28 protein-coding genes and 1 tRNA gene are annotated in these 20129 nt (G+C 66.6%); 13 read left to right on the forward strand and 16 right to left on the reverse strand.

Translation table 11 applies throughout. From position 1 onward, the window contains the following. Both CPH63_RS09405 and CPH63_RS09410 read right to left on the reverse strand, forming a co-directional pair. Entirely contained in the window at nt 1-1461 is a 1461-nt protein-coding gene (locus CPH63_RS09405; protein ID WP_241895859.1) for an SDR family oxidoreductase, read from the reverse strand. 58 nt (nt 1462-1519) lie between these two features. Beyond that, a complete protein-coding gene (locus CPH63_RS09410; RefSeq protein WP_096305043.1) occupies nt 1520-2425 on the reverse strand; it encodes an oxygenase MpaB family protein in 906 nt (301 codons plus the stop codon). An 83-nt stretch (nt 2426-2508) separates the two neighbouring features. Here CPH63_RS09410 and moaC point away from each other — a divergent pair, with 83 nt between their 5' ends. From moaC to CPH63_RS09425, 3 genes are read left to right on the forward strand one after another with little or no spacing between them, the layout of a single operon-like run. Beyond that, nucleotides 2509-2973, forward strand: coding sequence for a cyclic pyranopterin monophosphate synthase MoaC (gene moaC, locus CPH63_RS09415; protein WP_096302687.1), 465 nt, complete (start codon nt 2509-2511; stop codon nt 2971-2973). Continuing rightward, complete coding sequence (locus CPH63_RS09420) at nt 2961-3482, forward strand: molybdenum cofactor biosynthesis protein B (RefSeq protein ID WP_371364601.1); 522 nt, start codon at nt 2961-2963, stop codon at nt 3480-3482. The genes moaC and CPH63_RS09420 overlap by 13 nt, the downstream gene beginning before the upstream one ends. After that, a complete protein-coding gene (locus tag CPH63_RS09425; RefSeq protein ID WP_096302688.1) occupies nt 3479-3940 on the forward strand; it encodes a molybdenum cofactor biosynthesis protein MoaE in 462 nt (153 codons plus the stop codon). Before CPH63_RS09420 ends, CPH63_RS09425 begins: the two co-directional genes overlap by 4 nt. Nucleotides 3941-4001: 61 nt before the next feature. Here the strand turns inward: CPH63_RS09425 and CPH63_RS23665 are convergent, their stop codons facing one another. Both CPH63_RS23665 and CPH63_RS09435 read right to left on the reverse strand, forming a co-directional pair. Next, nucleotides 4002-4241, reverse strand: a complete 240-nt coding sequence (locus tag CPH63_RS23665) for a MoaD/ThiS family protein (RefSeq protein ID WP_096302689.1) — start codon at nt 4239-4241, stop codon at nt 4002-4004. Continuing rightward, nucleotides 4238-4579: a hypothetical protein gene (locus CPH63_RS09435; RefSeq protein WP_096302691.1), complete on the reverse strand. Its 342-nt coding sequence runs from the start codon at nt 4577-4579 to the stop codon at nt 4238-4240. Before CPH63_RS09435 ends, CPH63_RS23665 begins: the two co-directional genes overlap by 4 nt. A gap of 125 nt (nt 4580-4704) precedes the next feature. Here CPH63_RS09435 and CPH63_RS09440 point away from each other — a divergent pair, with 125 nt between their 5' ends. Continuing rightward, nucleotides 4705-4914 carry a hypothetical protein gene (locus CPH63_RS09440; RefSeq protein WP_096302693.1) on the forward strand — a complete coding sequence of 70 codons (210 nt, stop codon included), beginning with the start codon at nt 4705-4707 and terminating at the stop codon, nt 4912-4914. A gap of 102 nt (nt 4915-5016) precedes the next feature. Here the strand turns inward: CPH63_RS09440 and mscL are convergent, their stop codons facing one another. From mscL to CPH63_RS09460, 4 genes are all read right to left on the reverse strand, one after another. After that, nucleotides 5017-5421 carry a large conductance mechanosensitive channel protein MscL gene (gene mscL, locus CPH63_RS09445; protein WP_206745671.1) on the reverse strand — a complete coding sequence of 135 codons (405 nt, stop codon included), beginning with the start codon at nt 5419-5421 and terminating at the stop codon, nt 5017-5019. A gap of 48 nt (nt 5422-5469) precedes the next feature. After that, the gene (locus CPH63_RS09450; RefSeq protein WP_096302694.1) at nt 5470-6288 is read right to left on the reverse strand and encodes an SAF domain-containing protein; all 819 of its coding nucleotides are present in this window, start codon (nt 6286-6288) and stop codon (nt 5470-5472) included. Between the two features lie 169 nt (nt 6289-6457). Next, entirely contained in the window at nt 6458-6850 is a 393-nt protein-coding gene (locus tag CPH63_RS09455; RefSeq protein ID WP_096302696.1) for an FmdB family zinc ribbon protein, read from the reverse strand. 138 nt (nt 6851-6988) lie between these two features. Beyond that, entirely contained in the window at nt 6989-7534 is a 546-nt protein-coding gene (locus tag CPH63_RS09460) for a 5-formyltetrahydrofolate cyclo-ligase (RefSeq protein WP_157749415.1), read from the reverse strand. Nucleotides 7535-7566: 32 nt separating this feature from the next. Between CPH63_RS09460 and CPH63_RS09465 the strand changes: the two genes are divergently transcribed. From CPH63_RS09465 to CPH63_RS09485, 5 genes are all read left to right on the forward strand, one after another. After that, a complete protein-coding gene (locus tag CPH63_RS09465) occupies nt 7567-8481 on the forward strand; it encodes a UTP--glucose-1-phosphate uridylyltransferase (protein WP_096302699.1) in 915 nt (304 codons plus the stop codon). Further along, on the forward strand, nt 8478-9719 hold the full coding sequence (glp, locus tag CPH63_RS09470) for a gephyrin-like molybdotransferase Glp (RefSeq protein ID WP_096302701.1): 1242 nt from the start codon (nt 8478-8480) through the stop codon (nt 9717-9719). The genes CPH63_RS09465 and glp overlap by 4 nt, the downstream gene beginning before the upstream one ends. A gap of 65 nt (nt 9720-9784) precedes the next feature. Beyond that, nucleotides 9785-10357, forward strand: coding sequence for a GNAT family N-acetyltransferase (locus CPH63_RS09475; protein ID WP_241895860.1), 573 nt, complete (start codon nt 9785-9787; stop codon nt 10355-10357). Nucleotides 10358-10548: 191 nt separating this feature from the next. After that, the gene (locus CPH63_RS09480) at nt 10549-11358 is read left to right on the forward strand and encodes a hypothetical protein (RefSeq protein ID WP_096302705.1); all 810 of its coding nucleotides are present in this window, start codon (nt 10549-10551) and stop codon (nt 11356-11358) included. A gap of 192 nt (nt 11359-11550) precedes the next feature. Beyond that, nucleotides 11551-11627: transfer RNA gene (locus CPH63_RS09485), tRNA-Ala, on the forward strand. A 57-nt stretch (nt 11628-11684) separates the two neighbouring features. Here CPH63_RS09485 and CPH63_RS22190 read toward each other — a convergent pair. Both CPH63_RS22190 and CPH63_RS22195 read right to left on the reverse strand, forming a co-directional pair. Further along, on the reverse strand, nt 11685-12251 hold the full coding sequence (locus CPH63_RS22190) for a hypothetical protein (protein WP_157749416.1): 567 nt from the start codon (nt 12249-12251) through the stop codon (nt 11685-11687). A 248-nt stretch (nt 12252-12499) separates the two neighbouring features. Continuing rightward, on the reverse strand, nt 12500-12679 hold the full coding sequence (locus CPH63_RS22195; protein ID WP_157749417.1) for a hypothetical protein: 180 nt from the start codon (nt 12677-12679) through the stop codon (nt 12500-12502). Between the two features lie 550 nt (nt 12680-13229). On the opposite strand from CPH63_RS22195, the gene CPH63_RS09500 reads away from it, so the two are divergent. Further along, on the forward strand, nt 13230-13505 hold the full coding sequence (locus CPH63_RS09500; protein ID WP_096302710.1) for a hypothetical protein: 276 nt from the start codon (nt 13230-13232) through the stop codon (nt 13503-13505). Between the two features lie 150 nt (nt 13506-13655). Here the strand turns inward: CPH63_RS09500 and CPH63_RS09505 are convergent, their stop codons facing one another. The 3 genes from CPH63_RS09505 to CPH63_RS22580 form a co-directional block, all read right to left on the reverse strand. Then, nucleotides 13656-14120: a hypothetical protein gene (locus CPH63_RS09505; RefSeq protein ID WP_096302712.1), complete on the reverse strand. Its 465-nt coding sequence runs from the start codon at nt 14118-14120 to the stop codon at nt 13656-13658. 119 nt (nt 14121-14239) lie between these two features. Then, nucleotides 14240-14590 (reverse strand): STAS domain-containing protein, encoded by a 351-nt coding sequence (locus tag CPH63_RS09510; RefSeq protein WP_157749418.1) that lies wholly within the window; start codon nt 14588-14590, stop codon nt 14240-14242. A 64-nt stretch (nt 14591-14654) separates the two neighbouring features. Beyond that, nucleotides 14655-14810, reverse strand: coding sequence for a DUF6131 family protein (locus CPH63_RS22580; RefSeq protein ID WP_096302716.1), 156 nt, complete (start codon nt 14808-14810; stop codon nt 14655-14657). 113 nt (nt 14811-14923) lie between these two features. Here CPH63_RS22580 and CPH63_RS09520 point away from each other — a divergent pair, with 113 nt between their 5' ends. Continuing rightward, nucleotides 14924-15592: a response regulator transcription factor gene (locus tag CPH63_RS09520; RefSeq protein WP_096302718.1), complete on the forward strand. Its 669-nt coding sequence runs from the start codon at nt 14924-14926 to the stop codon at nt 15590-15592. 62 nt (nt 15593-15654) lie between these two features. Here the strand turns inward: CPH63_RS09520 and CPH63_RS09525 are convergent, their stop codons facing one another. Both CPH63_RS09525 and CPH63_RS09530 read right to left on the reverse strand, forming a co-directional pair. After that, entirely contained in the window at nt 15655-16275 is a 621-nt protein-coding gene (locus tag CPH63_RS09525; protein ID WP_096302719.1) for a hypothetical protein, read from the reverse strand. Beyond that, nucleotides 16272-17630 carry an MFS transporter gene (locus CPH63_RS09530; protein WP_096302721.1) on the reverse strand — a complete coding sequence of 453 codons (1359 nt, stop codon included), beginning with the start codon at nt 17628-17630 and terminating at the stop codon, nt 16272-16274. The genes CPH63_RS09525 and CPH63_RS09530 overlap by 4 nt, the downstream gene beginning before the upstream one ends. A 284-nt stretch (nt 17631-17914) precedes the next feature. Between CPH63_RS09530 and CPH63_RS23400 the strand changes: the two genes are divergently transcribed. After that, a complete protein-coding gene (locus tag CPH63_RS23400) occupies nt 17915-18037 on the forward strand; it encodes a hypothetical protein (RefSeq protein ID WP_256385825.1) in 123 nt (40 codons plus the stop codon). Continuing rightward, a complete protein-coding gene (locus CPH63_RS09535) occupies nt 18037-18297 on the forward strand; it encodes a helix-turn-helix transcriptional regulator (RefSeq protein WP_096302722.1) in 261 nt (86 codons plus the stop codon). Before CPH63_RS23400 ends, CPH63_RS09535 begins: the two co-directional genes overlap by 1 nt. A 303-nt stretch (nt 18298-18600) precedes the next feature. On the opposite strand, the gene CPH63_RS09545 is transcribed toward CPH63_RS09535, so the two are convergent. Then, nucleotides 18601-20061 carry an MFS transporter gene (locus tag CPH63_RS09545; RefSeq protein WP_096302726.1) on the reverse strand — a complete coding sequence of 487 codons (1461 nt, stop codon included), beginning with the start codon at nt 20059-20061 and terminating at the stop codon, nt 18601-18603. Between the last annotated feature and the right edge of the window lie 68 nt (nt 20062-20129).

Here is a 20129-nt window from a genome sequence, read left to right on the forward strand (position 1 = left end):
TCACCATGGTGACGGTTGGTAGTCCTTCAGGAAACAACCGTGGACGTCCTCGCCGGATTCGCCCCTGATGATCGGGTCGTAGACCCGGGCCGCCCCGTCGACCAGGTCGAGCGGCGCATGAAAACCCTCCTCGGCCAGACGCATCTTGGTCGGGTGCGGACGCTCGTCGGTGATCCAGCCGGTGTCGACGGCGGTCATCAGGATTCCGTCGGTGCTGAGCATCTCGGCGGCACTGGTTCGGGTCAGCATGTTCAGCGCGGCCTTGGCCATGTTGGTGTGCGGGTGCCCCGGCCCCTTGTAACGACGGCTGAATTGACCCTCCATGGCCGACACGTTCACCACGTACTTGCGACGGGCGGAGGCGGCGGCCATCGCCGGGCGCAGCCGGCTGACCAGGATGAACGGCGCCGTCATGTTGCAGAGCTGAACCTCCAGCAATTCAAGGGCATCCACCTCGTCCACCCGCTGGGTCCAGCTGTTCACGTCATGCAGGTCCGGCACCAGGCCGCCGGCGTCGATGGCGGTCTGGTCGGCGATCCGCTGGGGTGACGCCGAGCCGGCGGTGAGCGCGAGCGTGGTCAGCGCGTGCGCCGTCGGATGCTCGTTCAGCGAACCGGTGAGGGCCGCCGGATGGGCGTCACTGATGTGGTCGAAGGTGACGATCTCCGGTAGCGGCCCGTCGGCCAGCGGCTCGGATTCAGCGGCGGCCAGTGGCGCGTACGAGCCGGGGGAGCGGCGGACCGTCTGGGCGGCGTTGTTGATCAGGATGTCCAAGGGCCCGTCCGCGGCGACCGTGTCGGCCAGTGAGACGACCTGAGCCGGATCGCGCAGATCGATTCCGACGATCTTCAGCCGGTGTAGCCACTCGTGACTATCCGGCATGGCCCGGAAGCGGCGCACCGCGTCGTTGGGGAAACGGGTGGTGATGGTGGTGTGCGCGCCGTCGCGCAGCAGCCGAAGGGCGATGTACATGCCGATCTTCGCCCGCCCGCCGGTGAGCAGCGCGCGGCGGCCGGTGAGGTCGGTTCGGGCGTCCCGTCGGGCGCGGTTGAAGGCCGCGCACTCCGGGCAGAGCTGGTGATAGAAGGCGTCCACCTGGGTGTAGTGGTTCTTGCAGATGTAGCAGGCCCGCGAGCGCAGGTAGCTGCCCGCGGTCTGCGTGCCGGAGGTGATGGCGAGCTGGTTGCCCTGGGTCTCGTCGTCGATGCGGTTGGGCGCTCCGGTGGCGGTGGCCGCGACCACCGCCCGGTCGGCGGCCGAGATGCGATCGCGGGCCTCGCTGCGGCGGCGCATCTTGACCGACTTGAAGATGCGGGCGGTGGCTCGACGCAGGGCCACCGCATCCGGGTGCTCGGTCGGGAGCTGGTCTATCTCGGCGATGACCTGGAGGGCGTCGGCCAGCCGTTGCGGGTCGATGCGCTCGTCGTGGGAGTCGTTGGGAGCCGACAAATCGGTGGTCACTGCACAATCACTGGGTCGAGATTACCCGGAAGCGGGGTCCAGCTGTAATCGGCGAGCGCTACTCCGCACGCGCGCCCGACCCACCGGCCACGTCGTGCGGCACCGGGCAGCCGGTCGGAAAGGTGCCGAGTTCGCCGACGGAGAAACCGTTCGGGTAGCTGCGGATGTCGCGCAGATCCTTGACCAGCAGCGGGGTCATCCGCGGCGGGAAGAACCGCAGCAGCCGTCCACGGGTGCGCAGGGCGAAGCGCGTGATGGCCACCGATCGAGGGCTGGGCGCTGGATAGCGCAGGGCCCGGCGAAGTGGCTCGTCCATGAGGCTTCGACTGAAGACGTCCAGAACCGGGCGAACTGGCTTCGGGTAGAAGCTGCTGAGCAGTTTCATCGTGGAGTCGCCGACGGCCCGGCCCCCGACGGAGTAGCCGAAGTTCGCGTCTTCGTACTCCTGCATGAGCGTCTCGAAGGCTTCGTAGGTCTCGGGGATCTCCTTGATCGCCATGTGCCGTCCGAGCGCGCGGTAGTAGTTCGTGCTGGCCCGGACCTCGGCCGCGGTGAGCGGGCGCCAGGCGTACTCCTTCATCCACCGCACCGGCGTCACCACGAAGGTCGAGAGCACGTAGCGCATGTCGTCGTTGGAGATGTCGTAGGCACCGTGCATCTGGTTCATCCGCCGGATGGCGGTGCGGGCCGGGACGCTGGCGAAGCCGTTCTCGCCGATGGTGCCGAGGATGAGCGCGGTGTCGTCATAGCGCTTCTGCGGCCGGTCGGCGAACTCGCGGGTGTTGCCCAGCAGTTCGCCGATGCTCGCAACGGCGTAGGTACGGAAGAGCGCGTAGCCCAGGGCCCGGTTCAGGTCCCACGGGAACTCGTGCGAACCGAGGATGCGGGTGATCTCTTCGTACTCGGTCTCCGGGTCCAGCCGGGCGATGCGTCTGCTCCAATACGATCGCTTGGGGTGCGCCATGGCGAGATCATCTCCCAAAGCCGCAGCAAACAACAGGGGCTGGGCGATCTTCGACAACTTCCTGCCGCCGTAGGCTGGCGGGCATGCAGCTCACTCATCTCGACGCCACCGGCGCGGCCCATATGGTCGACGTATCGGGCAAGGAGCCGACCGTCCGGGAGGCCGTCGCCGCCGGACGGTTCAGCACCACGGCGGAGGTCATCGCGCTGCTTCGCGGCGACGCTCTGGCCAAGGGGGACGCGCTCGCGGTGGCCCGAATCGCCGGCATCGCAGGGGCCAAACGCACTCCCGATCTGATCCCGCTCTGTCACCCGGTTGCCCTGCACAGCGTCGCCGTCGAACTGGAGGTCGGTGAGAGCTTCATCGACATCACGGCCACGACTCGCACCGCCGACCGAACCGGAGTCGAGATGGAGGCGCTGACGAGTGTGGTCACCGCGGGCCTCGCCCTTTACGACATGGTGAAGGCGGTCGATCGTTCGGCGACGCTGGGCGATGTGCGCCTGCTGCACAAGTCGGGTGGCCGTAGTGGCGAGTGGAACCGTTGAGCGCGCCGGGTGAGGTGCTGATTCGGACGGCGGTGATCACCTGCTCCAACCGTTCGGCGCGCGGTGAGCGCGCTGACGCCTCGGGCGAGGTGCTGGCCGAGGCGCTGAGCACGGCTGGGCGGACGGTCGTGTTCCGCAGCGTCGTCGCCGACGATGTCGAGGAGATCCGCGGCGCGCTGCGGGCGGCGCTGGCCGCCGGGGCGGACGTTGTCGTCACCACGGGCGGAACGGGGCTCACCCCCACCGACGTGACACCGGAGGCGGTTGCGCCGCTGCTGGAGCGCGAGATTCCAGGTATCGCCGAGACGATCCGAGCGGTGTCGCGGGAGAAGGTGCCGACCTCGGTGCTCTCCCGCGGGGTCTGCGGAGTCATCGGCCGGTCCCTGGTGCTGACGCTCCCCGGGTCCCCAGGTGGGGTACGGGACGGGCTGGCGGTGTTGCTGCCGGTGCTGGATCACCTCATTGATCAGCTGCACGGCGGCGATCATCGCGCGGGAGGCGGGGTATGACCGACAACGGTTCACCGGGCCAGGAGAGCCTCGCGGCGGGGCGCGTCGAGATCGCGGTCGTGACGGACGCGGTACTCGACGTCGGGGCGCACGAGAAGGCGGTGCTGCGCTCGGGCGCAGGCGCCCACGTTGTCTTCAGCGGGGTGGTGCGCGATCGAGACCACAACCGTGCTGTGGTGGCCCTGGAGTACGAGGTCCACCCGACGGCGGAGGCGGTGCTGCGCGGCGTTGCCGAGCAGTTCGCCGCCGAACCGGCGGTCCACGCCATCGCGGTGAGCCACCGGTACGGCCCGCTGAAGGTGGGCGACGTGGCGTTGGTGGCCGCGGTCAGCTGTGCGCACCGGCGTGAAGCCTTCGAGGTCTGCGCCCGGCTGGTCGACGAAGTGAAGCGTCAGCTGCCCATCTGGAAGCGGCAGGTCTTCGCCGACGGCACCGACGAATGGGTCAACTGCGCCTGAGGGTCCACCGTGCCCGAGCCGTGCTGGCTGGCCGCCGGTGAACGGCGGGTAGCGCCGGTGGCTAGCCGCCGGCGAACGGTGGGAGGACGTCGACGACGGCTCCCGGCTCCAGCGCGGTGTTGTCGTCAGACTTCTCGTTGTTCACCAGGAAGGCGACAACGGCGGCCAGCGACGCGAGCTCCGGGCGACGGGCGAACTCGTCGCGTAGCTCCTTGATCGACGTGGCCTGGGTGACTTCTTCGGCTGTGCCGGCGGCTCGCCGGGCTCCGGCCCAGTATCGAACGGTGACGTCAGCGGTCAGGACGGCGTCCCGCCAGGACCTGGCTGCGCGCTGCCGCCGTCCGGCTTGTCGCTGCGGTCAAGGGTGGTCTCCAGCTTCGTGCTGACCGTGTCGATGTGCTTGTCGAAGCGGCCGCCGGTGAGCTTCTTCAACCGCCCGGCCAGCGGAGCTACCTGATGGGACGCCGACGTGGAGGCGGCGTTCACCTTCGGAGCAGCGGCGGCGGCCAGTTCGGTCGCCTTACCCTTGGCCTGCTCGGCAGCCGGTGCCGCTGCCGCTGCCAGTTCTTCGGCCTTTGCCTTCAGCTGCTGCGCCACGTCGGATGCCTTGGCCGCGAAGTCGTTCTTCTCGTCAGTCATATGCCCTACCTCTCAGATCAGTCTTTCCACTATCCAATCACTCTTCTTGGCCGCACAGGGGGCCTCGAGCACGACACTCGCCGCCGGCCCGGCCACGCGGTGTCGAGCTGAGGCAGACTTGAAGCATGAGCGACACGCCCGATGACTCCAGCCAGACTGCCGCCGAGGGATCGACGGAGCAGACTGCCCGGCCGGCGCCGTCGAAGCCGAGGGACGAGAAGCCGGTGCTGCCGACCGTGACCCGAGACGAGAGTGACGACGGCTGGGGCGAGCGCTCCAGCGGCGGCTTCAGCGACGACTGGTACAAGCGCGAGCGGCCGCCCCACCACGGCTGAACCGCCCCCACCACGGCTGAACCGCCCCCACCACCGCTGAACCCGGCGCCGGTCACGGAAGCCTCTCGCCGACGGCCAGCCGCGCTCAGGCCGGTGGGTTACTCAGGCCCGTGGGGTGCTCAGAAGATCGCGGATCTCGGTGAGCAGCGCGACCTCGTCGCTCACCTCGGCGGCGCTCTCCTCGACGGGCTGACCCAAGGCCCGGCGGCGGGCCTTTCGCTCGGCGATCGCGTTCAGCGGGGCGACGATGAAGAAGTAGACGGCGGCCGCGACCGACACGAACGTGATGAGGGCGTTGATGAAATCGCCGTACTTGAAGACGCTGCCGTTGATCGTGAAGTACAGGTTGCTGAAGTCGGGCTTGCCGAAGATCGCCGCGACTATTGGCGTGATGATGTCCTCGACGAATGCCTTAACCACCGCTCCGAAGGCGGCACCGATGACGACCGCAACCGCCAGATCGACGACATTGCCCCGCATGATGAACTCTTTGAAACCCTTGAGCACGCGATTCTCCCTGGCTAGATGTGGCTGAAACCATTCTCAGGATCGATGCTATTGGTGATTGCGTACGGTGGCGAACACCCCACTTCCGGTCGACGAGGCCAGCCGCAACGCGGTGGTCCGGTCGACGGCCACGATGATCTGGGTGTTGTCACTGGACGAACTGCCGGTGTATCCGCTCTGCGCACCGGCGCCGCCGCCAAACGTGACCGCCGTCGATCCGGCGAGCGCGCCGCCGGCCACGCTTGCCGGATCGGGCAACACGGCCAACACCAGCACGTCATCGCCGATCACCTGGGCCCCGACTGATCGGCTACCCGGCGAATCAGAGGCACGATCGTCGGTGGCGGTGAGCCCGTCGATGGCCGATGCGGCGTCTGCCCGCAGAAGGTCCACGTGGTCGCCCGCGTGCAGCAGCGCGGTGGCACCCCCTGCGCCGAGCGACACCACCGCAGCGCTCAGACCGTCCGCAAGTCCGCGGATGAGATCTCGCCCGACCAGTCGGGAGCGGGTGATCAGTTCACCGGGGGCGAGGTCGGTAGCCAGCCGCTGCCCGACCGCCTGACCCGGAGCCGTCAGGGCATTGGCCGGACGGTCGTCGGCCGGCCAGGAGGCCCGCTTCAGGTCGGCCGCGGCGAGGTAGGACCCGGCCGAGAGCGGGTGGGAGGCGAGCAGGACCGTCGTCTGTGGGGCGGCAGCGGGCCGTGGGTGGGAATTCACCGTGGCCAGGACCGCGAGCAGCAGGCAGCCGAGGGCCAGGCTGCGCCGAATCCAGGGCGCGCACCGGCGCAGAAACGGCGCGAGGCGGGAGCGGGAGGAGCGGATCCCGGTAATCGGAGCGCCCGATGGCGGTCGAGAGGAGTACGTCATGCCCCCAGCATCGTCGCGAGCACGATGTCGGGGAGGGCCGAACCGGGCGGCTGTGGACGAGCCGGAACGCTGTGGATAAACCCCGGTCAGCCGGCTCGGTGCAGGTTGACGGGACCGGGCGAGGCCGGCCTAGGCCGGCTAGGCCGGGCGAGGCCGGGCTAGGGAGGCGCTACTTCGCCGCGGTGGCCGAGGACTTGGCCGAGCTGGAGGATCCGCTGGCCGAACCGCTGGAAGATGAGCTGCTGGGAGTGCTGGCGCTACTGCTCGATGCGGCCGAGCTGGAGTCGGTCTTCTTGCTGCTGGCGTCGGACTTCGCCTCAGACTTGGATTCGGACTTCGAGTCCGTCTTGGCGACCGTCGAGTCGCTGGTCTTACCCTCCGAGCGGCTGTCGTTGCGGTAGAAGCCAGAGCCCTTGAAGACGACGCCGACCGACCCGTACACCTTGCGCACGTTCTGCTCACAGATCGGGCACTCGGTTACCGAGGCGTCGGTGAAGCTCTGCACCAGCTCGAAGCGGTGCTCACACTCAGGGTTGGTACAGGCGTACTGGTACGTGGGCATTGCGACGGATCCTCTTCAGACAGGCCAACGGCGGACAGGCCAACGGTGGTAGACGGCCGACCCCGCGCTGGCACTCGACCCTCTAGATTGCTAACGATAGTGCGTGGTCGCCGAATTCCCGGCATCAAGCCAGGCGTCTCACAGCTCACTCCACCCGCTGGGGCGCACCACCGAACGCACCGGAACGTCCCAACTGGCGGCCGGCAGCTCCAGGACCAGTTCGTCATCGAAGATGAGGGCGGCGACGGTTACGGTCGCGGGTACCCGCAGCAACGCCCGGTCGTAGGAGCCGCCCCCGCGCCCGAGTCGGATCCCGGATCGGGTCACCGCCAACGCCGGAACCAGCACTGCGTCGACCTCGCTGATGGCCTCGATCCCGAGCAGCTCGGCCTCCGCCTCAGGCCCGGCGCCGGGCCAGCGATACCAGGAGAGATCCCGATCCGGCAGGGTCTGTGGCACCAAGACCTCGATGCCGAGCCCGTCCAGCGCGGCGAGCAGTTCCACCGAGCCGGGCTCGGTTCGCAGCGGCACGTAGCCGGCGATCCGGCGCCACCCGGCCTCAGCTGCTCGGGCGACGACGTGCCGGCGCACCTCGCCGCGGGCTGACTCCAGCTCGGCCGGGGTGCGCGTCATCCGGGCCTGCAGCAGCGCGGCACGAAGTTCCTTCTTTGACCGGTCAACCATCTCTTCGCCATCCACCCCGTTAGTCTTTCCCAATGGCACACGATTCGGTTACCCGGGCGCTCATCCCAGCTGCCGGGCGCGGCACTCGTTTTCTTCCCTTCACCAAGGCGATGCCGAAGGAACTGCTCCCCATCGTCAGCACTCCGACGTTGGAGATAGTGATCGGCGAGGCCGCTCGCAACGAGATCACCGATGTGGTTGTCGTGCTGAGCCCCGGCAAAGGGATGATCGCCGACTATTTCTCCCCCAATCCCGATCTTGAGCAGGCGCTGAAGGCGAAGGGGGACCAGAAGGGCATCGCCGCGATCAACCGCGCCGCTGAGCTCGTCTCGATCTCCTACGCCGAGCAGGTGGTGCCGCGCGGGCTCGGTGACGCGGTGGCCCACGGCGAGGAGTTCGCAAACGGTGGCCCGCTCGCGGTGCTGCTGCCCGACGATCTGGTCGACGACCGCGACGACGTCGTCGGTGCGATGCGTCGGGTCTACGCCGAACACGGTGGGATCGTGCTGGGCTTGATGGAGGTGCCGCGCTCGGAGATCAGTAAGTACGGCTGCGTGGCGCCGATCGGCGAGGCGCAGGGCGACGTCATCGCGATCTCCGACCTGGTCGAGAAGCCGGCGCCGGAGGCGGCGCCGAGCCTGCTGGCGATCATCGGCCGGTATGTGCTGCCGCCGGAGATCTTCGACGCCATCCGTCGTACCGAGCCCGGGGCCGGCGGAGAGATCCAGCTGACCGACGCCATGCGGCTGCTGGCCGGCGAGGGTGTGCCGGTCCATGGGGTCGTATTCCGGGGTCGTCGTTACGACACCGGCGACAAGCTCGACTACGTCCGCGCGGTCGTGCAGCTGGCCCGCCGTCACCCCGACATCGGCGAGCAGTTCAACCAGTGGCTCGTCGAGTACGTCTCCGAGATCGCGGCTGAGACGAATCCTGGTGTTGCCCAGTGATCGACGACGCCCGAGTCCACTCGGTCGAGGAGCACCTCGAGCGGGTTCTCGACGGCATCGGATCGCTGGATCCGATCGAACTCACCCTCCTGGACGCCCAGGGTCTGCTGCTGGCCGAGACGATCGTGAGCCCAGTGGCCCTGCCCGGTTTCGACAACGCCGCCGAGGACGGTTACGCCGTGCGCTCCGTCGACACCCGGGACGCGACCGCGGACGCTCCGGCCGAGCTGCCGGTGGTCGGTGACGTGGTGGCCGGGGCGAAATCCCGTTCCGGGATGGGACCCGGGCTGGCGATGCGGATCATGACCGGTGCGCCGATCCCGGCCGGGGCCGACGCCGTCATCCCGCTCGATGAGACCGACGGAGGGGTGGCTCGGGTCGCGGTGAGGCGTCCGACCCGCTCCGGTGAGAACATCCGACGGGCCGGTGAGGATCTCGCCGCCGGTGAGCCCGCAATCGGGGCCGGCGCCGCTCTCGGCCCGCAGCAGATTGCCCTGCTCGCCTCGATCGGACGCGACCGGGTCACGGTGCGTCCCCGTCCGCGGGTGGTCGTCGTCTCGACTGGAAGCGAGCTCGTCGAAGTCGGTCAGCGACCGGCATTCGGCGAGGTCACCGACGCCAACTCCTACCTCATCTCCGCCGCCGCCCGCGATTCTGGGGCCGACGCCTATCGGGTCGGCATCGTGCCCGACGATCACAGCCGCCTGCTTGACGTGCTCGAGAGCCAGTTGCTGCGGGCGGACATCCTGATCACGACCGGCGGCGTGAGCATGGGTGCCTTCGACGTGGTGAAGCAGACGCTCAGCGAGGTCGGCACAGTCGACTTCGTGAAGGTGGCCATGCAGCCGGGCGCCCCGCAGGGTTTCGGGCACCTCGGCAACCACGTCCCGATCTTCTGCCTGCCCGGAAATCCGATGAGCGCGCTCGTCGCGTTCGAGGTCTTCGTCCGTCCGGCGATTCGCAAACTTCTCGGCAAGCGCAACATCCAGCGGGCCACCGTGCAGGCGGCTGCGCTGGAGCGGATCGACAGCCCGGCCGGGGTGCGGCAGTACCGTCGCGGGGTGCTCCACCGGGAGGCCAATGGCGACTACAGCGTTACTTTTGTTGGTGGTTCTGGCTCGCATCTGATCGCGTCGATGGCATCATCGAACTGTCTGGTGGTGGTCGACGAGGCCGTCACCGAGGTGGTCGTCGGATCTCGGGTAACCGTGATCCCGTTGCTGCTGTCGCATCGTTGAGTCACCGTCACGCCGCGGCGAGCGGCGACCGAGGCTGGCCGGCTACGTTGTCGGCGGGCTCGGTCGTGCTGCGCCCACCCCGAATGCGAGATGCTCGGGTGTGGAGCGAGATCCGCATCCGGAACCAGCAGTGGCTGGAGCAGTGGGAGCCGACCTCGAGCGCGCCCTGGCCCGCCCGCAACTCACCGGCGGCGTGGCGGCCGATGGTCGGCGCCTTCCGCAAGGCCGGCCGGTCGGGGCAGATGGCGCCGTTCATGATCGTCTTCGGCGGCCGTCTGGTTGGGCAGATCAGCGTCTCCAACATCGTGCACGGAGCCCTGCGCTCCTGCACCGTCGGTTACTGGGTGGACTCGGCGGCGGCCGGGCGCTCGGTGGTTCCGACGGCGCTGGCGATGGTGATCGACCATTGCTTCTCGGTGATCGGGCTGCATCGGGTGGAGGTCGACATCCGTCCGGAGAATGCGGCTAGCCTGCGAGTTGTGGCGAAGCTGGGTCTGCGTCGCGAGGGGTACTACGAGCGGTTCCTGGACATCGGTGGGGCGTGGCGTGACCACGTCGCCTTCGCGGTGACCGCCGAGGAGCTGAAGGGCGCCACGATGCTCTCCCGGCTACCGTCGCTGCCGATCGCCCCCGGCTAAACCGCTTCGTCGGCGTATCCGGCCATCCGCATGAGTTTGGTTACCGGCTCGCGGGTGGCACATATCGGTAAAGTCTCAATCTTCCGTTGACCTTCCGACACGCCGCTCGATGTGCCGAAATTGCGGGCCTCTCGTGGCTACGGTGACACAAACGTGTTACTGGTGTGACTGGAGGTACGACTGTGTCGCCAATGATGACTGTCGTCGTCCTGGCCGTTCTGTGGCTGATCGTCGTAGTTCCGATGGTGCTCAGGCGTAAGGACGAGCGGGCGCGGGAGCGGTCGGTCGCGAGCTTCGGGCAGGCGATGCGTGCGCTGACTCGGGCGCCCGTCACCGCGCGGGCGGCCCTGGCTGCTCGCAAGCCCGCGGCCGGTGCCTCCGATGACGCCGAGGCCGCCAGTTACGTGCTGCCCCGCACCGGTCGAGCGCGTTCTGAAGTCTTTGTCGCCGGCGCCCGCCGTACGATGCGCCGCTCGGTCACCGCGGACGGCGCCAGCGAAGAGGGTCTGGCCACGCGTCGACCCGTGCCAGCCGCCGAGGAGGCGTTGATGTACCCCGTTGACCGTAGCGAGATGTCCGCTGCCCGAACCCAGATGATGTCCCGCCGTCGTCGCTCGCTGACGATCCTCGGAGTGGGGACTGCGGTCTCACTGCTACTTGGATTCTTCCTCGGCGGGCTCACCTGGATACTCACCGTCGCCTTCGTCGGCGGGTTGAGCGGCTACCTCTGGTTCCTTCGGTCGCAGGCCTTGAACGACCGCGATCGCCGCGCGGCACGTCAGCAGCGGGCACTGCTGCGTCAGGAGCACGGCTACGAGGCGCACGACGCGGTGCACGAGTCCCGGGACTCGGCCGGGCCGGAGTTCGCTCCGATCCCCGATTCGGTCGTGCGTATTGACGACGACGATCTGGCGCTGCACAACATGGACACGGTGGACCTGACGGGGCTGTACAGCGCTGATGGCTACAGCGACCCGCAGTTGCACCGCCGAGCTGGCTGACCCCGGCCCCGCCGATCCTCCTGCGCCACGGGTGCTGGGGCGCCTAGGGCGCAGGAGGATCGCACCCTCTCGTTGGTGGTGGTCGTCGGGCCCGAGTGCCCGGGCTGCCCCCGGTGGTCAAGCGGGACCGTCTGCATCTGATAACTTTGTCGTCGGCCCTTTGGGTCGCCCAGTATCAATCAGCACGAAACTGGGGCTGTGGCGCAGTCTGGTAGCGCACCTCGTTCGCATCGAGGGGGTCTGGGGTTCGAATCCCCACAGCTCCACCAAAGTATTCGTATGAGAACCCTGCCCCTCGTCTATGCCAGTGGCATCTGGGGTAGAGATTATGCCGCCTGCTGGGGTTTCCCGGTGGGCGATTTGTGTTTGTTGGAGTTCCTGGTGGACGTGGGCGGGTACCAGCCGGGCGAGCAGCGTGTCGAACGGCTGGTTGTAGTCGACCCGGATGCTGGGCTGGTGGGTGTCATGGTCTTCGTCGATGTAGATCTTGGAGAAAGCTTGGTTGAACAGGCATCTGGTGCCGTCGTCGGCTTCGAGGTAGGCAGCGCGTGGCAGTCGCGGGTGAGGTCAAGGGTGTCGGCCAAGAGTTCGCGGGCGTGGTTGAAGCTGCTGCTGGTGGCATCGAGCTCATGTTCAATTCCGGCTAGTCGGCTGGCGATGCGGTCTTGTTCGGCTTCGAGGAGGTCGATAGGGATGGCGCCGGCGTAGTGGGCGTCGAGTAATTTCTGCCGTTGCGCGACGAGTTGGATCCGCTGCTGCTCAAGTTGGTCGTGTTCGGTTTCAGAAGAGGCGTGGAGGCGGTCGAAGTCGTCGAGAACGAGTTCCTCGATGGTGTCGCGGAGTGCGGGGCTGAGGGCGATTGTGCGGTACTCGTCTTCGATGAGCTCGCCCACGGTCTCGACGTTCATGGCTTGGCGGGTGCAGTCGGTCGCTGCCTAGAGGCTCCGGCACTGGCCAAGACGGGAACGTGCGGCCAGGCGCTCGGCGCTGAGGCCGATTTCGTGTTGAAGTGACCTCGGGACTTTTTTTTTGAGAACGCTTCGCCGCGATAGGGCGGGTGAGTCGCGGCGAAGCGTTGAGCTATAGGGTACGTCGCCGCTCGGCGATCGAAGGAAGTGCGTATCCCCGACGCCTGACTGCCTCACAACGCACGCTCCCGTCCATGGGGATCCCGCATCTGTACTCCATAGGCCCGCAGGTGGTTATGAACAGTGCCGCCATCAACCTTGAGGATGTGTCCGATCTTGGCGAGTGAATACCCTGCTTGGTAGAGGGCCACCATCTGATCGATCATCGCCGCTGTTGGCGACTGTCTACGCATGCCGACACCGTGCCGTCGGAGGTGATTCGCGACTGTGCGCCGGTCAATCTTGAATTCTGCTGCCAGCTGGTAGACCGTGAGGCCGGCTTCATATCGTTGCGCGAGCCGTGTCAGCTGTGCGGTGTTGAGTCGGATGGCTCGATGAGGGACCGGTCGCCTCGGTCGTTCTCGCCGTGGGCCAGTCAGTTCCAGCTTGCGATATGCCCGGATTGCCCGAGTCGGCGCTGTGGAGGACGAGTTCGAGAACGACCGCGCCAGGACCACCAAAGTATTCGTAAGAGAACCCTGCCCCTCGGCGTTGCCGGGGGTGGGTTCTGTGCCGCCCGTCGGGTTGTCCTGGCGGGCGGTTTTTCGTGTCGCAGATCGTGGTGGACGTGGGCTGGGACGAGGTCGGCGAGTAGCTCGTCGAAGGGTTGGTTGTAGTCCACTCGGACGCTGCGGTCGTGGGTTTCGTCGTCTTCGGCGATGTAGATCTTGAAGGATGGACGCAGGAGGGGGCGTCTGTAGTCCCGGTGAGTGCGCGACTTCCCGGGCGGTAAAGTCCGCCGGTATGCAGAATGACGACGTCATCAAGGCAGACGCGCAACGGCATGAATTGTTGAAGGCGTTCGCGACCGCTGGTGCGCAACGGCGGGCCGTGTTCGATGTCGTCGACCGCGCCGCCGACCATCAAGCGGCGGTCGCTGCCCTGGTCGAGCTCCTCGGCGTGACCCCGACGCTCGCATCATCCGTCCTGGATATGCAGCTGTTTCGCTTCACCCAAGCCCAGCAGCAGAGCATCCTCGACGAACTGGGAAACCTCGACGCTCGCGTCATCGAACCGTAGTGGTGAAATCCTTAAGCGGATCAGTGAGTTGATGATGTCCTGATATAAGCACGCTTTGATGCCGCTGATGGTGTTTGCCGCAGGTACTGGAGAGCACATCGGCTGTTCGGCTGCCTCCCGTCTGACATTCGGCAGGTCAGTGGGTTTTGGCTAGCGAACTATCCAGGGCCCGTCAGCACTTCGAACGCCGACCTCGCGGGACTTCTTGACACTCGATGCGGAGCCGGCCGTCGACTCGATCGATGCTTCACAGTCGAATATCAGTACGCGGCGCGAATCCTGGACCCTCGCTCGGATCTGCCACCAACGACGCCGTCCCAATGCCGACGTTTCATCGAAGTCGAAACGGACGCGCATGAATGCTCGTGAGATGTTGCTCCACCCCAGGCCGTCGGCGTCGGCGCGTTCCCGAAGCCAGCCGCTCAGTTCCTGGCCGAACTGGAACGTGACCGGCTCACGATCCAGAGTCGTGCTGCCGTCCAGAAGGTCCATCTCGAGGTTTCCCACGCCGACCGACATCATCATCGGCATGTCGTCCCCCGATGCGTGCAGTCGCCACCCAACGAAGATGTCGCACAACGTGTCGGTGTAGTTCTTCAGCAGACCGCGCCTCATGGGCAATGTTCTATCAGTTGCAGCCAATTTCAGATCGACGGCACCCCATGGTTGTTCCCCGGCTGACCGACTCGGTCAGTTGGACGCCACTCAGCCCGACGCGCGAGCCCGAGCACGGATCAGTGTCGTTCCTCACGGAGGGCGTCGGCGACATTGGGATACAGGTCGAAGACACCGCTCAACCCGGTTATCTTTATGAGCTTCTCGACCCGATCGTTGTCGTCGAGGACCACGGCCAACGGGATGGAGTCCGCCGTCGCGCGGTTACGGGCTTGGATGAGCATGGTGAGCGCGGAGGAATCGAGGAACGAAACGTCGCTCAGGTCAATGACGATCGTTCCGGCCGACCGCTCATCGAGCAGCCGTTGCACCTGCTCCCCGATGGCTGGCGACGCGGCGGCGTCCAGCTCGCCGGCGATGCTGAGGACGCGATGTTCGTCAACGACCGTGGTCTGGACAGTGGCTGTCATGGTGCTCTCCCTTCGCTTGCGGCGCCGCATCAGTGGCTGGTCGGTAGCTCGTGTCGACGCTGGCTCAGTACCAGTGCTTGCGGCCACCGATCTCGCGGCCGCCGAATCCCGCGATGGCGAGGACGGCTCCGACGACTACGGCGATGATTCCGAGAATCCAGATGATGTGGACAGCGGCTACGAAGCCGATGATGAGTAACACGATGCCGAGGATGATCACTTCTTGCTCCTTGTGTCGATGGTGTCTGCTGCGTAGGCGCGCGGCGGACCAGAACTACTCAACTACCCCTAGGGCGGGTGCGGCACACCCCTAGGTAGGTTTACCGTCGACTGATGACCCCGTCGCCGCGCACTCCGATCACCGTGGCGTTGGTGGACGACTACGACGTGGTACTGCGGGGCGTCGCCAACATGTTCGACCAATATCGTGACCGGATCCTGGTCGTCGAGCTCGATGCCAACGAATCCGTCGACGATGTCGTGGACATTGTTCTGTACGACTCATTTGCCCAACCCGAGTCTGATCACGAGGAGATCCGCGTCCTCATCGCGAATCCCCGCGCCCGCCGGGTTGTCGTCTACACCTGGAACTTCCGACCCGATCTCATCGACAGCGCGCGCCGCCAGGGCGTGCGAGGGTACCTGTCGAAGACCATGCCGGCCGCGGAGTTGGTCGCCGCTCTGGAGGCGGTCCATGCCGGCGAGGTGATCATCAGCGATCCTCCGCCGCGGGCTCGTAGCGCGGTCGGCTTGCAGTGGCCCGGGCTCGGTGAGGGGCTCACCGATCGCGAGTCGGAGATCCTGGCCTTGATCACGCAAGGTCGCAGCAACGCCGAGGTGGCGGCGTTGACCTACCTCAGTCCCAACACGGTCAAGTCCTATATCCGCATCATCTACCGCAAGATCAACGTAGCCAGCCGCACCCAGGCGGTTCTCTGGGGCGTCGATCATGGATTCACCCCGGACCATCACCGGATCGACCACTGGCGCGGCGGACCCTGACACGCCCACCCCCGACGTTGCCTGGTACCCAGATATCGCCACCACCCAGACAACGCGACTGCCTAGATGAGGCCGCGCAGACGAGCCAGGAGCGATTCGCGGACGGCGACGGTGAGGGCGGCGTTGATCTGCTTTGTCAGATCGTCGGGATCGTCGAGGTTAGAGAGCAGCTTTGCCATGTCGAGTTCGTTGATGGCCCGTTTCAGGACGTCGTCGGTCTTGAGGGCGCTGTTGACCACTGAGTCAGGCAGGAGGCGTATCGCGCCCTTGACCAGGGGGTTCAAGTTCGAGTCGGCTAGGGCCTCGTCGACCAGTGCTGACGCGGGCGGCAAGGTGTTGTCGGCCTTCATCCGATCAACGGCTTCGAGCAGACCCGCCCGAACCGCATTCACCTCGGCGTCGGTCGGCGGTGTCTTCGACTGAGCCAACTGCAGTGTCAACGCTTCGCGGGTCACGCCCAGGCGACACGCGGCGCCGTCGAGCCCGAGCAGCACGAGGTGTTCGCCGAGCCCCTCGATACCAGTCGACACCGGTGTGACGTTGCGCGGTGCACAGGGATTGGCGGGGCGGGCCGGAGCAAAATGGCCACCACCGTTGGCGAGCTGGACACCCAGGACGACGCTGATCAGAACAATGACGACGAGCGACAGCACCGTCACGCGCAGCTTCGTTCGGAGCGTCATGCCCGCGCCCGTCCACGCTTTGACATCGCCGACCAGGGCAGCAACGGAACGAGCGCTAGGAGCGCCAGCGCGGCGGCAATGAGGAACGAGTCTCGGAATGCCCAGGTGGCGGCGCGTTCGATCTGGTTGTTGAGGTGACGCTCGAGTTGGTTGGCCGCCGGACGCTCCTGCGGCGTCAGCGTGAGGTTGGCGAAGGCCGGATGCACGTTGGGTACGCGTCCGCGTTGTGAGGTCAACTGATCACCGAGCGCCCGGGCGAGCGAGATCTTGTCCTGGGTCTGCAGCGGTGCATCCAGCACCAGCGCGGTGATGGCCTCCTGCGCCGGTACCTGGGCATCACGCAGATCCGCGGTGAACACCGGCGTCAAGATCGCCAACCCGAGTACGACACCCACATGCCGAGCACTGATCGTCCATCCGCCGTGCAACGCCCGCGGCACTCGGTCGCGCAGCGCCGCATCGGTGAGGCGGTCCACGGTCAGCCCCAGCCCGAAACCGATGAGGGCCTGCGGCGCGATCGTCCAGGCCAGATTTGCCGAGGGGAGCAGGGCCAGAGCGGTCAACCCGCCGGCGACGAGCAGGCAGCCGGCCGCAGCCTCCGCCTGCGGTGTGGCCCGCAGCCGCCGAGCCAGCGGCGTCGCGATGACGGCCGCGATTGGAACGGTGGAGACGGCCAGGGCGGCGACCGCCGGCGAACGTCCCCACCCGTCGACCAGCAGCAGGATGAGGAGGAACAGCGCCGCGGTCAAGGCGGCAGATAGCAGAGCGAGGGCGATATTCGGCGCCACGGCTGGACGATCCGCCGCGACGCGCTGGGCCGCCTTGCCACGCGCAGCCAGGGCCGCCGGCACCGCGAGCACGGCGACCGGCACCTGCACGACGAAGATCGCCTGCCACGCGATGGCTTCGGTGAGCACGCCGCCGAGGACCGGGCCGACCGCGGTACCGATCACTCCGGCGGCGATCCAGGCGGCAACCCCGCGCCGCTCGTCGGTCATGGCGACCAGCAACTCCAGGCAGCCGACCACGGCAAACGCCCCGCCGAGCGCCTGCACGCAGCGGGCCGCGATCAGGACCTCCATCGAGCCCGCCAGCGCGCAGAGTGCGGAGGCTCCGGCGAAGACGGCGATGCCGCCCGCGCACAGCGGCGCGGGGTCCCACCGCGAACAAGCCAATGCGGCCGGAACGACGACCAGGGCGAGCACCAGATTGAAGGCGATCAACACCCAGGCAACCTGTCCGACCGTTCCACCGAGATGCTGCAGGATCTCCGGTAGCGCGAGGGTGACGATCGCCGAGTCGGCGAGGACGAAGCCCACGGTTATCGCGAGTAACGCAACCGCCGCACGACGCATATCAACACCTCCTACGGCTACCCGTCAGTCGCAGTCACTGCTGCGGATCGATCTCCGTCGACCACAGCTGGATCTGCGGGCCCGACAGTTGAATAGTGATCTTGCCTTGAGCCACCGCCACGACAAACTGCTCAGCGCCTCAACATCGAATGCCCGAAGGTAAATGCCATTTAAGAGCAGAGACAACTTGGTCGCTGCAGTTCTCGTTGGTATCGTTTGTCGATAGTTTGCTGTTGAGAAGCGATAGGACAGGTCATGGGAAGCGTCGTTGTGAGGGTGCTGCGGTGGGTGATCGTGATTGCCGTCGCCGGTGCAGTGGTGGTCCAGGCCGCCCGTTGCTGGCGACGGCGGCTGCGCGCGACCTGGAGGCCGCGCAGTTGCAGGACGAGCTGAGCGCGGTCATCTGATGGCGATCGTTGTGGATATTGACGTGATGTTGGCCCGGCGCAAGCTGTCGGTCGGTGCGCTGGCCGAACTTATTGGCATCACCCCAGCGAACCTCGCGGTACTCAAGAACGGTCGAGCGAAGGCGGTGCGCTTCAAGACGCTCGAGGCATTGTGTATCGCCCTCGACTGCCAGCCCGGAGACCTGCTGCGCTGGGAGGATGACCGCTCGACACCCGGCCGCCCGGCCGCCACATCTGCGTCGGCTTCCGTCCACGCTTGACCGCCGGCCAAGCAGTTCCCGTCGACGAGTTGATGAGAGAGGATCGAGTCATGTCATCAGATTGCACCTCGCGCTGGTCGATCCGATCGCAGGACTCCATCCTCTGCATCGGTTCGAAGGGCTCGGTATTGTCCATCGGCTCTATCGGGTCGTGCCTATCGATTGGCTCGGTCGGCTCGACATTCTCGGTGCTTTCGGTCGGGTCGTTCGCGAGCCTGCTGTCGGTGCTCTCCTACGGTTCCTACCGATCGTTGATGTCGTCGCGGTCCCGGCGGAGTGCATCCCACCGTTGAGATGTAGCACTCACGCTGTCGGATGCTCCTCGGTGGAGCGCGAGTCGGTCAGGGTCAGCGCGCCCCAGCTCGCGATGAGACCGACGATCACCGCGAGGGTTGCGTAGATGACCCGTTCACCGTGGAAGAAGGAAGCGACGAGCTCGCTGCTCCAGGTCCCATCCGGCAGGGTCACCGTCACGAGGGCGGCGAGGAGCGTGCCGACGACGGCGGTGCCGACGCTCGTACCGATCTCCTGCGCAGTGTCGTTCAGCGCCGTCCCAATCGAGGTTCGATTGCTGGGCATTGCGCCGACGAGCGCCACTGCGCAGATCGTCATCACCGTCCGCAGTCCGATGGTCAGGAACACCATGAAGACGGCGATCGCCGCGTAGCCGTGGTCGACGCCCCAGGCGAGGCCCAGGAGCGAACCAGCCAGCAGGATGGCACCGATCAGGCAGGCGATGCGATGTCCGAAGCGCCTCACGAAGAACTCCGGGATCGGAGTCGCGGCGATCATCGTCAGGATGAGAGGCAGATTCCCCAACCCGGCTCGCACCGGGCTCCAGCCGTAGGCGTACTGGAAGTGCAGGATCAGACTGAACATGACACCGGCCATTGCGATCGAGGTGCCTACCTGGGCGATGGCCGCGCCGCGGACGGTGGAGTTCGAGAACAGCTTGAGATCCAACATCGGCTCGGCCGTGCTGCGCTCGTGCCGTACGAAGGCGGCGCCGGCGAGCAGCGCGCCGAGCGCCGAGCCGCAGGTGGCGACCGAGAGCCAACCATGCTGCACTCCGCTGGTCGCCGTGTAGCAGGCCAGACCGATCGAGATGATGCTCAGGGCCGCACCCGGCAGGTCGAGCGCGTCGCTGGTCAAGCCATCGGCCCGGTCGGCCGCGACACCAAGGCGCACACCGACCCACGCGATGAGCGCGATGGGCGCGTTGGCGATGAGTAGCCACTCCCAACTCACGTGGGCCAAGGCGGTACCCCCGATGAGCGGACCGAGGATGAAGCCGCTCATGCCGACGACAATCATGAGGGTCATCGCACGCATTCGCAGCGCATCTTGATCGAAGAGCCGGAAGACCAGCGAGTTGGTGATCGGGGCCATCATCGCGGCGGCGATGCCGAGCGCCGCGCGCAGCGCGATGAGCTGGCCGGTTGTCTGGACGGCGAGGACAGTGAGACTGATCAGACCGAAGGCGGCCAACCCGACCAGCAGAACACGTCGACGACCCAGCCGATCGGCAAGGGAGCCGGCGGTGAGCAGCAGGCCACCGAAGGTGAGTGAGTACGCCCCGCTGACCCACTGCAGAGACGTCGTACTGCCACCGATATCGCGGCCGATCGTCGGCAACGCGATCGTCAGCAGGGTGTTGTCGACCATCTCGACAAAGAAGGCCAGACACAGGGCGGCCAGTGGAATCCAGGCCGCCTTCAGGGAGAGATAGGTGCCACGGGACGTGGTCTCAGCTGGGGAACTCATTGCGCCTCCTGGGTCGAATACAGGGCCGCAACCGTCCGGTAGCTACCACCTCGGAACTTCTCATAACC

The sequence above is a fragment of the Jatrophihabitans sp. GAS493 genome (genome assembly GCF_900230215.1).
In the GTDB taxonomy this organism is placed as follows: Bacteria; Actinomycetota; Actinomycetes; order Mycobacteriales; family Jatrophihabitantaceae; genus MT45.